A 15,740-nucleotide genomic window follows, 5' to 3' on the forward strand; every position below is an offset into this window, starting at 1 on the left:
CGCTATCACCGGCGTATCACCCCCCTCACCGTTTCAGCCTTGCCCACCTTGTCAGCCCTTCAACCTCAGGCTATGTTGTACGACGACAGACGAATGTAATCATCTGTTGTGATGCATAGCGCCAGCAATGCACCTAAAAAAGGAACGCTCATGAAAAAGCTGAAACTGCTTGTGGGTTTTGTATGCCTGTTCACCGGTTCTGTAATGGCGGCGACTACGGACGAGGCGGATGTCGCGCAGGCGGTCGACAAGTTGACTCAAGCCATGTGGCACAAGGATATAGCGCAACTCAACGCCTTGACCGCCGAGAACCTGACCTATGGACATTCAGGCGGCAACATTCAGGACAAGCAGGCGTTCATTGCAGACATCGAAACGGGCAAGAGCGCCTTCAACGATCTGAAGATGCTTAACCAGAAGATCACTCTTTCCGGTGACGTAGCTCTGGTGCGTAACCACTTCTCGGCGCAGGCGGTCAACAGCGGCAAGGTCGTACCGACTGAAATCGAAAATTTCCAGATCTGGCAAAAACAGAAAGGCCAATGGCTGCTGATCGGCCGTCAGGCGTTCCGCTTCTAGTGGTTACCGCTTAGCCACCCCGGACATCGGCACTCTTGCCGCTACTCCTGAGTGCCGAACATGGCGGTCCAGTAAATGCCGGCGTCGCTCTTCGGGTCAATGGCATACGCTGCACCAAGCTCACGAAAACCGGCGTTCATAAGGTTGGCGCAGTGTCCGGGACTGGCCAGCCAGCCGTCGACTACCTTGCGCGCGGTATCCTGGCCAGCGGCAATGTTCTCACCGATCTGCTGGCCGAGATAACCGGCCAGTTCGGCGCGATCACCCGGCGTGCGTCCATCGCGGTCCTTGTGGTCAAAGAAGTTATTGTTGGCCATGGACTGTGAATGACCTTGAGCTGCCGTACCCAATGTCGCGTTCCACACCAGCGGCGTCGTCGCGGTGAAGGACTGAGCCCCGCACTGACGGGCCTGGGTTCGTGCAGTGTTGACCATCTCGAGAATCCTCTGTCCTTCTGCCTGCGAATCGCCCAGCCGCGCAGCGACCAGCGAGCGCGCGAGCACCACGCGCCAATCACGCCCGTCCCGGCTCACGCCAACATCTGTGAATTGTGGGTCGAGCACGACATGGCAGAAACTTTCCTGCACAGCCTGCATGGCCGATGCTGCATCACGCGGCCCGGAGAGAGTGATGGCCTGTACAGTCACCATGGGATAGGCAGCGCGCGCCAGTGCCTGCTGGAGGTCGACACCGCCACTGGCAGGCAATATCAGGCGGGCGTCCTTGACCAGCGGCGGAAGCTCCATCGAGACCTGCTCGCCGCAACGCTGCGACTGTCCGCGATAGGCATTGATCGAATCGACCAATTGCGTTTCATCGGTCGCCAGCGCCGTGCCAGCGAAAACCATTGCCAATGACAAGGTGGTCAAGCGCAAAACGGATGAGATGAAACGCATGAAAGACTCCACTGGGCCAAGTGCACTTATGATGCGCGATTCCGCCCTGTCCAGCGCAAGACCTTTTTGACATCGAGACAGGTTTCAGTAGGAAATGCAGAAGACCTGGTCACTGCATCCGGTACCGGCACAAAATCTGCCGGATCCCGGGACGCAGGTTTCAGCTCAAGATGGACGGGGTCAGATACGGAATTGCGCCACCAGCGTATTGAACGAGGTCGCCAGACGTGACAGTTCCTGGCTGGAAGCGCTGGTCTGGTTGGCACCGGCAGCGCTTTGCGTCGACAGGTCCTGAATGTTCAACAGATTGCGGTCCACTTCACGAGCAACCTGTGCCTGCTCTTCGGAAGCAGAGGCGATGACCAGGTTGCGCTCGTTGATGGTAGCGACGCCCTGAGTGATTTTCTCCAGCGCAGCACCGGCACGCTCAGCCAGTTCCTGAGTGCTGGTGGCCAGCGTAAGGCTCTTGCCCATGGCCGCTACAGCACCGTCGGCGCCCGATTGAACGGTGCTGATCATGCCTTCGATCTCTACAGTCGACGCCTGGGTACGGTGGGCCAGTGCGCGAACCTCGTCGGCGACCACCGCAAACCCGCGACCCTGTTCGCCAGCACGAGCAGCTTCAATGGCAGCGTTGAGTGCCAGCAGATTGGTCTGTTCGGCGATGCTGCGAATCACGTCCAGCACCTTGCTGATTTCACGCACATGCCCGGCCAGTTCAGATACCGCGCCCGTCGACTCGGTGATTTCATTCACCATCGTGGTGATGCCCCTGACGGTATGATCGACTTGTCCACGACCGTCAACCGCATCTTCTGTAGCAGTCTTCGATGCTTCAGAGGTGGACACGGCATTGCGTGCCACTTCTTCGACGGCCGCAGTCATCTGGTTGACCGCAGTCGCCGCCTGCTGAATTTCGTCATTCTGACGGGTCAGGCCACGGGTGCTCTCGTCTGTCACGGCACTGAGTTCCTCGGCAGCCGAGGCCAGTTGATCAGCTGCACTGGCGATCTGGGTGATCGTACTTTTCAGTCCGGTCTGCATGTCCGACAGCGCGTTGAGCAACTGCCCGGCTTCGTCACCGCGATCAGTCGAGATAGGCTGTGTCAGGTCACCGCCAGCAATGCGCTGCGCGCTTGCCACTGCAACAGCCAGAGGACGGGTGATCATGCGGGTTATCATCACACCCAGCGAGATGGCCACCAGAAATGCAATCACGATGCCCAATTCCATCATCCACATCGAATGCGCCTTGAGTTCGGCGGCAGCGGCTGCCCCTTCCTTGATCTGACGGTTGTTGGAATCGATCATGGTCCGCAGGTAACCACGGGCCTTGGTGAACATCTCGGTGGAGAGCGTGTTCAAGCGGCTGCGGGCGTTGCCGTAGTCACCCGCCCTCATCAACTCGATCACTTGCTGAGAACCGGCAACGTAACCTGGCAGCAATTGCTCAAGCTGGTCACCAGCGACGCGCTCGTCATCCTCAAGCGGAGTGGCGCGGTAAATTGCAAACACCTTTTGAGCGCGCGCCATGTCATCAGCCAGTGCCTGACGCACACGCTCCTTGTCAGTTTCGGAGACGCCACCGTCCTGTGCATCCAGCAGACGATAAAGGCCTCGGTTGTGGGCAGTCAGGCTGGTCAGTGTCTCGTTGGTATTGCCGACCGAGACCAGATTATTGGTAAAGGTCTGCTCCAGAGCGCTTGCCAGGCGGGTGATCCCCACCATACCCAGACCGCCTACCGCCATGGTGATCAGCGCACAGATGATGAATGCTGAGAGAAGCTTGGTCGAAAACTTGGACTGACGGAGAAGATTCATGCGGCGTGCTCGTTGAAATTCCGGGATTGGGGTCTATGCTGAAATGTCTTTCAGATATCAGTGATGTCATAATGACTTCACACCTTTTCCTTCGTTCCACTTCGTTCAACGATTTATTTTCTTGCTCGCTCAAATCAGCGCCTGACCACGCCTTGTCAGTGGATCCGGACAGGCTCGCTCGCCTCGTCAGACGCCCCATTCTGGCCCAGGCACTGGTCGACAAAGTCCTTGGTCTTGCGCGTCATCTGGTCCAGTTGGCGATCGCGTTGCTTCTCCGCGTCCGCCATTGCGCGCTGACCATGCTGCTTGAGCAGATAAGCGTGAATCTGCCGCACCTCCACCGAACTGTAGATCGGGGCGATGTCCATGACAGCCAGCAAGCCATTGGTGCCGTGGTCACGCGTGTTCATGATGACTTGCGGCCCCCGCGCGCCAAGCATTTGAAAGCCCATCGAGGTGAAATACGGCACCTTGCCAACTACGCAATACAGCTCGGCATGGGGATAACGGCCGACCATCTTCTCGATCATCAGGCGCGCGATGCCCTGCCGACGGTGACTTTGGCGCACCGCCATGTAAGCCACGGCGCAGGCGTCAGGATCGTTCTGCACAGGTAAATACAAGAGAAACCCCAGCACCGTTTCAGGGTCTTCGTCGTCAAGCGCCACAATCAGCTCGACAGCCAGGTCTTTCGAGCCATCCATTGCGTTGAGGTACAGGTGGACTTCGTAGCCGACACCGTACTGGTACAGGTTGTAGAGCGGGTTGCTCGGCGCAATGGCGACCAGGCTGACGTCGGTGACATAGTCCACGATCATCTGCTGGATCTGGCTGCGAATGAATTCCGGCGGCGGGGTTTGCAACAGCATGATGGTGGGCATGGAACGTCGGACTCCGAAGAATGAGCATGGGCCGGACATGATAACGCTTCAGGCAGAAGAGGACCGAATAGCGGCATGCGAGGTGCCTGAGTGCATATCCGGCAGCGGTGCTGGCACTGACTTGCGCCGGTGATGGCAACTAAGGAATACCACCGGTTTTTATTCTCTACATGCTTGCACTAAGCCATTAGTTGCGCCGAAAGACAGTATCATTTAGCCATTGCCCACACTTGAAATCTGCCAATTTAGTACGGTCGTTCTGAAATAAAGTGGAAATAAATGGATACGAACCCCCTGAAAATAACAGATTTATGATGCCATTTCGCAGCAAAAATTCTTTAACAAATAATGAAGAATGATGCAAAACATATAAGACAAAACCAATAATTTCAACAGGTTGCAAAAATAAGAACCCTCGTTTTTCAGTTCCATTTCACCCCTACTATTTATCTTAATCGCAGCGATAAATTTTTATAATCATCCCGTCTTTCGCACGCGCATAAGATTACCGGGCCTACTAAAAAAATATGAGGGATTCAAAATGCCGTTATTAAACTGGTCCAGACACATGGTTCGTTTAACAGCAGTCGGCTTGATAGCAATTCCGACGGCCCATGCAGCCGATACCCTGACCCGCGACAATGGCGCGGCGGTTGGGGACAATCAGAATTCTCAGACCGCTGGCCCGACCGGCCCAGTGCTTCTGCAAGACGTACAATTGCTGCAAAAGCTGCAACGCTTTGATCGCGAGCGTATTCCAGAGCGCGTCGTGCATGCACGCGGCACCGGTGTACGTGGCGAGTTCACCGCTTCCGCAGACATCAGTGACCTGAGCAAGGCGACCGTCTTCAAGTCAGGTGAGAAGACCCCTGTGTTCGTGCGTTTCTCTTCCGTGGTGCACGGCAATCACTCGCCGGAAACACTGCGTGACCCGCACGGGTTCGCCACCAAGTTCTACACCGCCGATGGCAACTGGGATCTGGTAGGCAACAACTTCCCGACGTTCTTCATCCGCGATGCCATCAAATTCCCGGACATGGTGCACGCCTTCAAGCCTGACCCACGCACCAACCTGGACAATGACTCGCGCCGGTTCGACTTCTTCTCCCATGTCCCGGAAGCTACCCGCACGCTCACCCTGCTGTACTCCAACGAAGGGACACCCGCAGGCTATCGCTTCATGGACGGCAACGGTGTTCACGCCTACAAACTGGTCAACGCCAAGGGCGAAGTGCATTACGTCAAGTTCCACTGGAAGACCCTGCAAGGCATCAAGAACCTTGATCCGGCAGAAGTGGCCAAGGTCCAGTCCAAGGACTACAGCCACCTGACCAACGATCTGGTCGGCGCAATCAAGAAAGGTGACTTCCCGAAATGGGACCTGTATGTGCAGGTGCTCAAGCCTGAAGATTTGGCGAAGTTCGAATTCGACCCGCTCGATGCCACCAAGATCTGGCCTGATGTTCCCGAGAAGAAAATCGGTCAGATGGTCCTGAACAAGAACGTCGACAACTTCTTCCAGGAAACCGAGCAGGTCGCCATGGCACCCGCCAACCTGGTGCCAGGTATCGAACCCTCCGAAGACCGCCTGCTGCAGGGCCGAGTGTTTTCTTACGCTGACACCCAAATGTATCGCCTGGGTGCCAACGGCATGAGCCTGCCGGTGAACCAGCCGCGAGTGGCTGTCAACAACGGCAATCAGGACGGCGCGCTGAACACCGGGCACACCACCAGCGGTGTGAACTACGAGCCGAGCCGTCTGGAACCGCGCCCGTCCGATGACACAGCGCGCTACAGCCAACTGCCGGTCAGCGGCACCACCCAGCAAGCGAAGATCACGCGTGAGCAGAACTTCAAGCAGGCTGGCGATCTGTATCGCTCTTACAATGCAAAAGAGCAGACCGACCTGGTGCAGAGTTTCGGTGAATCACTGGCCGACACCGACACTGAGAGCAAAAACATCATCCTGTCGTTCCTCTACAAGGCAGACCCGTCTTATGGCACCCGTGTCACTGAAGTGGCCAAGGGTGACCTGAGCAAGGTCAAGTCATTGGCCGCCAACCTCAAAGACTGATGATCTGATGTCCCGCTCCGGCCATCTGCCGGGGCGGGCCAGAGCAGGAGAATGCCAGTGAGAACCTTCCTTTATGGGTTGCTGTTGTGTGCCACTGTCGTCAGCGCTGCCGACCCTGCAGCACCTTCGCAACTCAACGCCGAACAGACCGCCAGCCAATTGCGTACGCTGTTCTTTGACGCATCGCGCGAAGGCAACAACCCGATGCTGGACACCTTCATCGAGGCTCACTACGACCTCAACACTCGAGACCCACAGGGCTATACCGGACTGATTCTCGCCGCCTATCACGGCCATGAAGATTCGGTCGTGCGCCTGATTGATGCCGGTGCAGACCCTTGCGCCAAGGACAATCGCGGCAATACTGCGCTGATGGGCGCGATCTTCAAAGGCGAGCTGAGCATTGCCAAACGCCTGGTGCAAGCCGATTGCGGGCCCAACCTGACGAACAACGCAGGGCAGACCGCTGCCATGTATGCGGCCCTGTTCAAACGCACCGAAGTGCTCAAGGCACTGGCCGATCAAGGTGCTGACTTGAGTATCCGCGACAGCATGGGCAATGACGTCCAGGCCCTTTCCAAAGGCGAATTCCAGGTCCAGCCAGCGCGCTGATCGACGCCAATCGCGTCAGTCCTCGGCGTCGATCATCTTGTAAATGCGGCTGGCGAACGCTTCCATGGTAAAGGGCTTGGTCAGTACCCACATGCCAGGGTCCAGATGGCCATTGCCGATAATGGCGTTTTCGGCGTAACCGGTGATGAACAGCACCTTCAAGCCTGGGCGCAGAACGCGCGCTGCGTCGGCCAATTGTCGACCATTCATGCCACCCGGCAAGCCGACATCCGTAACCAACAGGTCGATACGTGCGTCCGACTCCAGCACTCGGAGCGCTGACGCACCCTCACCCGCCTCGATCGCTATATAGCCCTGGTCCTCGAGAACCTCGGACACCAGCATGCGGATAGTGGGCTCGTCGTCGACGATCATGACCGTCTGCGCACTTAGCGTCGGCACTGCTTGCGCACACTCAGCGTCGGCAGTCTCTTCTGGCGCCCCAACATAGTGGCGAGGCAGATACAGGCACATGGTCGTGCCCTGATCCGGTTCGGAATATATGCGCACCTGCCCGCCGGACTGACGCACGAAACCGTAAACCATCGACAGACCCAGGCCTGTGCCTTGTCCCAACGGTTTGGTCGTGAAAAAAGGATCAAAGGCGCGGTTCATGACCTCGGGCGACATGCCAGTTCCCGTGTCACTGACGCACAACGCCAGATATTGCCCCGGCGACAGGTCACGGCTCTCGGAAGCACGTTGGTCGATCCACTTGTTGGCAGTTTCAATGGTGATACGCCCGCCACGCGGCATGGCATCGCGCGCATTGATACACAGGTTCAACAACGCGTTTTCCAGTTGCGGCGCGTCGATGAAAGTGGACCACATCCCCACCGAGGTCACCACTTCGACGGTGATGTGCGGGCCGACCGTACGACGGATCAGCTCTTCCATCCCGACCACCAGCCGGTTGATATCGACCGGTTTGGGGTCCAGAGTCTGGCGCCTGGAGAACGCCAGCAGGCGATGAGTCAGCGACGCGGCACGTTTGGATGCATCCTGCGCAGCCGCCACATAGCGATCAATTTCCGTAAAGCGGCCCTGACTCAGCCGAGCCTTGAGCAGCTCCAGCGAGCCGGTGATGCCCGTCAACAGGTTGTTGAAATCGTGCGCGATGCCGCCGGTCAACTGGCCGACCGCTTCCATCTTCTGTGACTGACGCAACGCTTCTTCAGCCTGGCCAAGGCGGTCCTGCTCGCGCCGACGCTCACTCACGTCATAGGCGAACAGGTAAGCGCCAATGGCCTGGCCCTCGGCGTTGCGCAGCGTGCTGTACCGTATTTCAAAATGCCGCGACGGGTCATTCGAGTCACTGAAGCTGGCACTCTCGGCAAACTCTTCACCTGCCAAAGCCTGCGCCCAACGTTGTTCAAGTGCGGCCTTGCTTTCAGGCCGATTCTTGAGCAACTCCAGCATGTTGTCGCCGACCTTGGGGCGCACGCCGAACAGACGCTCAAACTCGCGTGCTGCAGAGCCGTTGATGGCGATCCAGCGGTAATTGAAGTCGATCACATGAATGAATGCGTTGGTGCCGTTGACCACATCGGCGAATACCTTGCGCTCGGCAACAGCTTCGATAATTCGCGCTTCCAGGGTCTCATTGAGTTGCTTGAGTGCCAGCTCGGCGCGCTTGCGCTCAGTGATGTCCTGAAACAGCACTGCGACCTGCCTGCGACTGGCAGGCTCGATGCGAAAGGCTGTCAACGCCAGATAACGCCCCGTCGCTTCCAGTTCACGCTCGAAGCGGACCGGCTGACCGGTGTGGAGCACCTTGCCGTAAAACTCGACCCAGCCGTCCGCCTCTTCACGGACCATCTCCCTCAGTTTCTTGCCCACGACATTTGGAATGCCGGCATGAAACTCATAGGCAGGGTTGGCTTCGATATGGATGTAGTCGCTGAGCGACCCATGCGGACCGTCGAAAAACTCGATGATGCAGAACCCTTCGTCCATGGCATCGAACAGAAAACGGTAACGTTCCTGCGACAAAGCCAGCGCATCCTGGGCTTTCTGGCCATTGATGCTGAGGCGCTCCCTGAGTTGGGCGTTCTCGGCTTCGAGAGCCTGAAAACGGCTCTGGAGATCAGGTATATCGGTCGGGGTCAAAGCGGCTGCACCTGGGAGATGAGTGTCGCCGTATTCCCATCGAGCAGGTCGGCACGAGCACGCTACGAGAAAAAACCGTCGCTTGCAAAAATAATGGCATTTTGGCGCTGAATTGTTGTGATTTGCGCTTTTGGGCCAGGCAAATCGTCTCGAACCGGCTTTCAATCACTGACCTGTGACACCGCTCAGCTACCGTCCGCCTCGGCGTGCCGACGCAGCCATTCGTCCGCGACCTGCCCCATGCTCTTGGGCGCACCCTCCTTGATCCAGGCCATGAACGGCCGGTCGAACTTGAACTGCGGGCCGCACTGTCGGGTCATGAAGCGCCGCACATTCTGGGTATTGCGGTATTGATCGTCGACCATGGTTTCACGCGTGATCGGGCTGCTGTGCCAATCGAAGGTCATGTGAGCGTCCTGTTGAGCGATGCATCGCAGACTAACGTTTCCAGCGGCGTCACTCAACGATCGGCCAGCTCGACCACTTCCACCCGCCCCCGGTGTTGCTTGGCTCTGTAAAGCGCTTTGTCGACAGCACGCAGCAGGGCCTCGAAATGGTCGTTCTGGGCAACCATTGTTTCGGCAAGCCCCGCACTGAAACCGATGCGTAACGGCAGGCGCGGCGCTATTTCAAGGCTTTTCAGGGACTCGCTCAGCTGGTCGAGAATACCTTGTGCCTGCTGCACGCTGGTACGCGGGAAGACCAACAGAAACTCCTCGCCACCCCAACGCACAAAAATGTCGGGGGCACGCTTGAGTACGAACACCGCATCGGCAAATCGCTGCAAGGCGCTGTCGCCGACTGAATGCCCAAAGGTGTCATTGATGGCCTTGAAGTTGTCCAGATCAATCATCGCCACTGCCACCGAGTATTTACCCTGTGCGGCCTGACTCCACTCCTTGGCCAGCGTCGCGGCAGCACCGCGTCGGTTCATGGCGCCGGTCAGCGCATCCGTCACCCCCAGCAGATAAAGCTGCCTGCGCAGTTGCTCCTGCAACATCAAGGCAAAACTCAGGGTGAACAGGAACGACACCATGAAATCCATAGCCAATGCTGGCCTGGAGAGCAGGTCCGGCTCATCGAATGGCAGAGGCCCGATCGGTTCGATGATCAGGCCCAGAGCGGATGAAGCGTGGAAATACATCACCACTGCCTGCCCGGCCAACAGCCCCCATGCCCCGCGATAACGGTCCTTCAACCCGAGCGAAATCCGAAATTGACAGGCGATAGCCAAAAGCGCCATGACTGAAAACCACGGCAGCAACCAGGAGGTGTGCAACATCACCGCTGCCAACACGCCATAAAGCAGCGCGGGAAGCAGCACGACGCGTAAAGCCAGATGGGGCCGTGTAGTGTCCTGGTGAAACTGGATCAGGGCCGCAGTGTGGCAACCGATGGCGGCCAACAACAGTGTGGTGCTGGCCAACAACGCGTTTTCAGGCGAAAAGATCCCCAGCCACGCATATTCCGGTGCCAGCAGACCGGGCTGGAGAATGTCGGCCAGACGATACGCAGTGAGCAACAGATCCCCGGCCAGCCACCAGTACAGCGGCGCGTTTCGCTGGCTCATGCTCATGCACGACAGGCAGAGCAGGACGGCCGTCATAAGCCCGAAAGGCGTGATCAACAGCAGCAGCGTAAAGGGATCATTCAGGAGCATGGAGGGCTTTCATGGTGGTGTTGCATGGTTGCAGCAATGGGGTTGGCAACATTATGGCAGAGCGCTACAGACTCCTGAACAAGCAGATGGCCATTGCCAATTTGCCAGCAGACCGATGGTCACCCATACCACCAGACCGGATGATCATTCACCGGCAAACGGCACCATGGATTCCAGCAACCACGCACCTGCTGGCCCAAGGCTGCGCTGGAACGACCAGATCACGTCCACCGCCGAGCGACGTGGCCATCCTGCCACTTTCAGCTCTTTCAGCAGACCGCCCGAATAACGGGATACCAACCAGCGCGGCAACGCCGACCAGCCAAAGCCGAACGCTGCCATATCCATCAACAGCAAATAGTTCGGCGCCGACCAATGGCGATGGCCACTGGTCGGCAAGTCGTCGGTCGGAATACTGTGTTCAATCAACGTATTCAGACGCAACGCGCGGTACCGGGCCAGTTGCTGATAATCGACCCGCTCCAGCGCCGCCAGCGGATGCTGGTGCGACACAAACAGGCCGAAGTCCGCGCTCTCGTCGATGGTCGCGTGACCAATCTCCGGCGGATAACTGGCCTGCGCCGACAGCAGCCCCAGAGACGCCCTGCCCGACTGCACCAGGCTGATGGCATCCCCGTGCTCGGCAAACACGCATTCCATCTCCAGCTCCGGAAACCGTTGATCCAGCTCGGTCATCAAACGCTCAAAATCGGCGAACTGATTGGCGTCGGACAACACCAGCGTCAGACGTGGCTCGACACCTTCCGACAGCCTTGCTGCAGCACGCCGCAACCGGTCAGACGCACACAATACGTCATCGACACGCCCCAGCATGACCTTGCCCGCTTCGGTCAGGACCGGCTGTCGTGACGACCGATCAAAGAGCTCAAGTCCCAGATCGATCTCCAGCCTGGAAATCGCTTCACTGATGGTCGACTGGCTCTTGCCCAAACGACGAGCGGCGGCACTGAACGAGCCCAGCTCGGCAATCTGCGCGAAAGCCTCCAATGCTTCGGGGGAATAACTCACGGTAACCTCCTATCGGTTTGACCGATGGTAACGATTTTCACTTTAACGCAATGACCGATGACAATGGAGGCAATACAAGAGCCCAAGGACTTATGCCTCATGACTCGCACACCTGAACACGTTCATTCATCAACGACGGTGCCGCAAAAAACCATCAAGGAACGCGCTCTGCACGCAACGCTGTTTGAAATCGGCGGAGTGATACTGGTCGCACCGCTGCTCGCCTGGCTCATGAACCACTCGCTGGCCATGATGGGCGCCATGACGGTGATGATCTCCACCATCGCCATGCTCTGGAACATGCTCTACAACGCGATGTTCGACCGTCTGCGCAGCCGCACCGGGTTCCGGATGACACTGGCAATGCGCACCCTGCACGCCATGGGCTTCGAAGCCGGACTGATTCTGGCCGTCGTGCCGCTGGCAGCCTGGTGGCTGTCGATAAGCCTGTTTGAAGCGTTCCTGCTGGATATCGGCCTGCTGCTGATGTTCCTGCCGTACACCATGCTGTTCAACTGGGCCTACGACAAGCTGCGCGAACGCATCATGCAGCGCCAATTGTCGCGGTGCGAGGCACGGTGACGGCTCGAAAACCGAACACCGGCCGAGTGCAATGACACCGTCAGGCTAGACGTCTCCCAACGCCAGAGCCAGACGCTCAAGCCCGATGCCGAACCCGGCGCCTTCGCGATAGGCTCCGCCACCGACCACCTGCTGCTGCGCGCCCAGCGCCGGACAGCGCACCTCGAAGCCATTGCCCTGCAGGTAGTAACTCAACCCGCGCTTGACCGCCAGACTGAGCTCATAGCTCAGCCCGAGCGAGTCCAGAAATCCGCGGCACAAGGCCTGACTGCGTTGCAATGCATCGGCGGGATCAGGGCTCAGAATTTCCAGCCCCAACTGAGTGAACTCACGGTACCGACCCGCTTGAGGTCGCTCGTAGCGATAACACCGCGCCACGTAGAAAAACATGGCTTGTTCTCGCGCACCAAGCAGCAGACGGTAGCGTTCCTGAAACAACGCGGTGGCTTCCGGGATCAGGCAACAGGCACGTCCGGCCTTGTCGTCGAATGCCCACATCTGGCCGATGATCTCACTGCCGCCGGCCTTCTCGATAAACGTGTCCTGCCCCCATAGCGCAGGAACAATAGCCTCTTCAGCGCCTGCTTCGATGAAGATAGCTCCGAAAACGCCCTTCTATCTTGCGCATCATCGCCGCTTCCTTGCCCGTCACAATCCGAGTTCCACGTAGCATCGTCATGTTCCATCTCCCAAGTTTGCTGCACAAATTGCAGACAATAAAAAAGGCGCCATTGGCGCCCCGGTTTCGCTTATCGACCCGTCATAATGACAGTTCAGGACTCTGATGGATCGATAAGCACAAGCAACCGCGGCACCTTGAGCGGTGTCCGTGATGGTGATGGCGGTTGCTTGGGATAAGGTAGGTCATGACTGATCCTTGCATGATTGCCAGTACACTTTCAAGTCGCGGCACACTTGGGCAGCAGCCCGATCGATCAATAAACGAGAACATTCATCAACGCAGCAAATTCACTGCATCAGCATTTGCTGTTGGATTATCAAAATGCGCGTAAGGCAAACTGCGAGTCACTGACAACTGCAAGGACTTGCGTTCATGACAATTGAGATACTAAAACTGGCTGCATTCAGCGATGGGGATCATGGGGGTAACCCTGCCGGGGTCTGGCTGGGTGATACGCTGCCTGACGACAGCGTGATGCAACAGATTGCCGCCGAGGTGGGTTATTCAGAAACGGTATTCGCCGTGCCGATTGAAGACGGCTGGCGAGCACGCTATTTTTCACCACTGGCCGAAGTGCCTTTTTGCGGCCATGCGACCATCGCCCTGGGCGCCGCGCTCGCTGGCCGGCAGGGTGACGGCGTGTTCAACCTGACGCTCAATCACGCCCGCATCACCGTCGAAGGTCATGCACAGGGTTCGTTGACCTCGGCGGCGCTGCAATCCCCTCCCACACACAGCAAACCCGTCAGTTCCGACGTCGTGGAGCAGGCGCTGGCGCTGTTCGGCTACCACCATGATGATCTGGACCCACGCATTACGCCCGCTCACATCAACGGCGGTGCCGGGCATCTGGTGCTCGCGCTGAACAGCCGGGCGACGCTCAAAGCCATGCGATACGACCAGCAGGTCGGGCGGGACTTGATGGTGCGCGAGGGCTGGGCCACGATCCTGCTGGTTTACGCCGAGAGCAACCAGCGCTTTCACACCCGCAACCCGTTCGCGTTTGGCGGCGTCTATGAGGATCCGGCGACCGGCGCCGCCACCGCAGCCTTCGGCGGCTATTTGCGCGACATTGGCTGGCCGCACGGCGGGGTGATCGACGTCCTGCAAGGTGAGGACATGGGCAGCCCATCACGCCTGCGTGCGGAAATACCGGAGCAGATCGGCAGCTCGATCCGCGTCTCAGGCATGGCACGAAAGCTCTGACCCATCAGGCCTTGAGCTTGCTGCCACCGATTGCCACACCCAGCAGCATGACCGCGACAATCATGAACGCCAGCTCAAGGCTGCTGACGTGCGCGATGAAACCGATGGCCGCCGGCCCAATCAGAATCCCGGCGTAACCCACCGTGGTGATCGCCGGGATCGCCACGCTCTCGGGCATGGTTTTTTGCCTTCCGACCGCGCTGTAGCAAACCGGCACGATGTTGGAGCAACCTGCACCTACCAGAGCATACCCCAGCAGTGCAGCCTCCCAGGCCGGTATCAGCGTGGCAATCGCCAGACCACTGGCTGCGCACAGCCCGCCCAGAATGATCACCCGATTCGAGCCAACCCGGCGCACGATGGCGTCGCCAAACAACCGGCCCAGCGTCATAGTGACGGCAAATACCGCATAGCCCAGCCCGGCATAGGACGCTTCGACACCGCGCAGCGACGTCAGGAACACCGCACTCCAGTCCAGCATCGCGCCTTCGGCAAGAAATACGGTGAAGCACAGCAGGCCGATAAACAGCACCACACCATGCGGAATCGCGAATGCCGGCCCATCGGAACGACTGCCATACGACAACAGGTGCGGGGCGGCCTTGGCCAACGCCAGCAGCGTCAGGGCCACAACCACCAGCATCGAGGCAAACGGTGAAATGCCCAGGCTGAGCAGCCCGCTGACACCTGCGGCGCCGACAATGCCGCCAAGGCTGAACAGCCCGTGGAAGCCGGACATCATGGTCTTGCCGCTGGCACGCTCGACAATAACCGCCTGAATATTAGCCGTGCAGTCCACCCCACCCATGCTTGCGCCGAACAGGAACAGCGTGGCCACCAGCAGCGGGAGGCTCGATACTGTTGCCAGCAGTGGCAGGCTCAAGCAGATCAACAGAGTCGAACAGACCAACAGGCGACGGCAACCGAACCGCGCGGCCAGGGCACCCGCCAGCGGCATGGAGATAATCGAACCCACGCCCAGACACAACAACAGCAGCCCCAACGTACCGTCATCCAGACCCATGCGTTGCTTGGCGTAAGGCACCAGTGGCGCCCATGACGCCACGCTGAAACCGGCAATGAAAAACGCTATGCGCGTCGAAGACTGTTCCGCCCGAGCCTTGGCATCCTGGGCTGCGGTGCTGAAAGAGGTCATGCATGCTCCTTGTAGTTGCCAGACGGAATCGCGCCAGCGAGCGCGACAGCCTAACAAAGCTGATCGATTAACCAAATGTCTGATGCGCTTGAATGGGGCACGTTCCATCGAGAAGGACGCGCATGAGCGTCCACAGGCAGGACAGCAAGCTGACGTGGCACAGGGGCAACTTCTCCTGAACCTCCCACTGTCTTGAAAGCCTTGAAAGACATCAGTTCGCGTAAGTATCAGATGATGAAACAGTGATTCACTGGTATACCCAGGCAACAACAACCTCTTGTAACGCTGCTGAAAACCACACTGGCATAGAAGATTTCACTGCGTCTTACTGGACAGACCTCGTTTAGAGCTTACTTACAGTGCATCGCGCCGATCGTCAAGCGACCTCAATAACAGCCTGCGAAGCGGTCTGCCACATAAAAAAACCACTTAACATCAGCGTTTTTTTTGACA

General features: G+C 58.2%; 14 protein-coding genes and 1 pseudogene. 5 read left to right on the forward strand and 10 right to left on the reverse strand.

Annotation, left to right across the window (positions count from 1 at the left end; all coding sequences use genetic code 11):
• The first annotated feature begins 150 nt into the window (after positions 1-150).
• The gene (locus tag KDX37_RS04400) at positions 151-579 is read left to right on the forward strand and encodes a nuclear transport factor 2 family protein (RefSeq protein ID WP_231651458.1); all 429 of its coding nucleotides are present in this window, start codon (positions 151-153) and stop codon (positions 577-579) included.
• A 41-nt stretch (positions 580-620) separates the two neighbouring features.
• Here KDX37_RS04400 and KDX37_RS04405 read toward each other — a convergent pair whose 3' ends face one another.
• The 4 genes and pseudogenes from KDX37_RS04405 to KDX37_RS04415 all read right to left on the reverse strand — a co-directional run bounded on the left by KDX37_RS04405 (position 621) and on the right by KDX37_RS04415 (position 4,177).
• Positions 621-1,475, reverse strand: coding sequence for a CAP domain-containing protein (locus KDX37_RS04405; RefSeq protein WP_231651459.1), 855 nt, complete (start codon positions 1,473-1,475; stop codon positions 621-623).
• A 180-nt stretch (positions 1,476-1,655) separates the two neighbouring features.
• The gene (locus KDX37_RS29665) at positions 1,656-2,360 is read right to left on the reverse strand and encodes a methyl-accepting chemotaxis protein (RefSeq protein WP_406641506.1); all 705 of its coding nucleotides are present in this window, start codon (positions 2,358-2,360) and stop codon (positions 1,656-1,658) included.
• Positions 2,355-3,296: pseudogene (locus KDX37_RS29670) on the reverse strand (methyl-accepting chemotaxis protein); the annotation flags it as partial. The pseudogene KDX37_RS29670 and the gene KDX37_RS29665, both read right to left, overlap by 6 nt.
• A 155-nt stretch (positions 3,297-3,451) precedes the next feature.
• Positions 3,452-4,177 carry a GNAT family N-acetyltransferase gene (locus KDX37_RS04415; RefSeq protein ID WP_231651461.1) on the reverse strand — a complete coding sequence of 242 codons (726 nt, stop codon included), beginning with the start codon at positions 4,175-4,177 and terminating at the stop codon, positions 3,452-3,454.
• Positions 4,178-4,745: 568 nt separating this feature from the next.
• On the opposite strand from KDX37_RS04415, the gene katB reads away from it, so the two are divergent.
• Positions 4,746-6,251 (forward strand): catalase KatB, encoded by a 1,506-nt coding sequence (gene katB / locus KDX37_RS04420; RefSeq protein ID WP_231651462.1) that lies wholly within the window; start codon positions 4,746-4,748, stop codon positions 6,249-6,251.
• A 51-nt stretch (positions 6,252-6,302) separates the two neighbouring features.
• Complete coding sequence (locus KDX37_RS04425) at positions 6,303-6,863, forward strand: ankyrin repeat domain-containing protein (RefSeq protein WP_264759135.1); 561 nt, start codon at positions 6,303-6,305, stop codon at positions 6,861-6,863.
• A 15-nt stretch (positions 6,864-6,878) separates the two neighbouring features.
• On the opposite strand, the gene KDX37_RS04430 is transcribed toward KDX37_RS04425, so the two are convergent.
• The 4 genes from KDX37_RS04430 to KDX37_RS04445 all read right to left on the reverse strand — a co-directional run bounded on the left by KDX37_RS04430 (position 6,879) and on the right by KDX37_RS04445 (position 11,661).
• Positions 6,879-8,972, reverse strand: coding sequence for a hybrid sensor histidine kinase/response regulator (locus KDX37_RS04430; RefSeq protein WP_231651464.1), 2,094 nt, complete (start codon positions 8,970-8,972; stop codon positions 6,879-6,881).
• Positions 8,973-9,157: 185 nt separating this feature from the next.
• On the reverse strand, positions 9,158-9,379 hold the full coding sequence (locus tag KDX37_RS04435; RefSeq protein ID WP_231651465.1) for a DUF6434 domain-containing protein: 222 nt from the start codon (positions 9,377-9,379) through the stop codon (positions 9,158-9,160).
• 53 nt (positions 9,380-9,432) lie between these two features.
• Positions 9,433-10,632 (reverse strand): GGDEF domain-containing protein, encoded by a 1,200-nt coding sequence (locus KDX37_RS04440; RefSeq protein ID WP_231651466.1) that lies wholly within the window; start codon positions 10,630-10,632, stop codon positions 9,433-9,435.
• 144 nt (positions 10,633-10,776) lie between these two features.
• Positions 10,777-11,661, reverse strand: coding sequence for a LysR family transcriptional regulator (locus KDX37_RS04445; protein ID WP_231651467.1), 885 nt, complete (start codon positions 11,659-11,661; stop codon positions 10,777-10,779).
• Positions 11,662-11,760: 99 nt separating this feature from the next.
• On the opposite strand from KDX37_RS04445, the gene KDX37_RS04450 reads away from it, so the two are divergent.
• A complete protein-coding gene (locus KDX37_RS04450) occupies positions 11,761-12,243 on the forward strand; it encodes a multidrug/biocide efflux PACE transporter (RefSeq protein ID WP_231651468.1) in 483 nt (160 codons plus the stop codon).
• Positions 12,244-12,288: 45 nt separating this feature from the next.
• On the opposite strand, the gene KDX37_RS04455 is transcribed toward KDX37_RS04450, so the two are convergent.
• On the reverse strand, positions 12,289-12,840 hold the full coding sequence (locus KDX37_RS04455; protein WP_231651582.1) for an ATP phosphoribosyltransferase regulatory subunit: 552 nt from the start codon (positions 12,838-12,840) through the stop codon (positions 12,289-12,291).
• A gap of 457 nt (positions 12,841-13,297) precedes the next feature.
• On the opposite strand from KDX37_RS04455, the gene KDX37_RS04460 reads away from it, so the two are divergent.
• Positions 13,298-14,131 (forward strand): PhzF family phenazine biosynthesis protein, encoded by an 834-nt coding sequence (locus KDX37_RS04460; protein ID WP_231651469.1) that lies wholly within the window; start codon positions 13,298-13,300, stop codon positions 14,129-14,131.
• 4 nt (positions 14,132-14,135) lie between these two features.
• Here KDX37_RS04460 and KDX37_RS04465 read toward each other — a convergent pair whose 3' ends face one another.
• Positions 14,136-15,287 (reverse strand): MFS transporter, encoded by a 1,152-nt coding sequence (locus KDX37_RS04465; RefSeq protein WP_231651470.1) that lies wholly within the window; start codon positions 15,285-15,287, stop codon positions 14,136-14,138.
• Between the last annotated feature and the right edge of the window lie 453 nt (positions 15,288-15,740).

It is taken from the genome of Pseudomonas californiensis (assembly GCF_021147775.1).
GTDB lineage: Bacteria > Pseudomonadota > Gammaproteobacteria > Pseudomonadales > Pseudomonadaceae > Aquipseudomonas > Aquipseudomonas californiensis.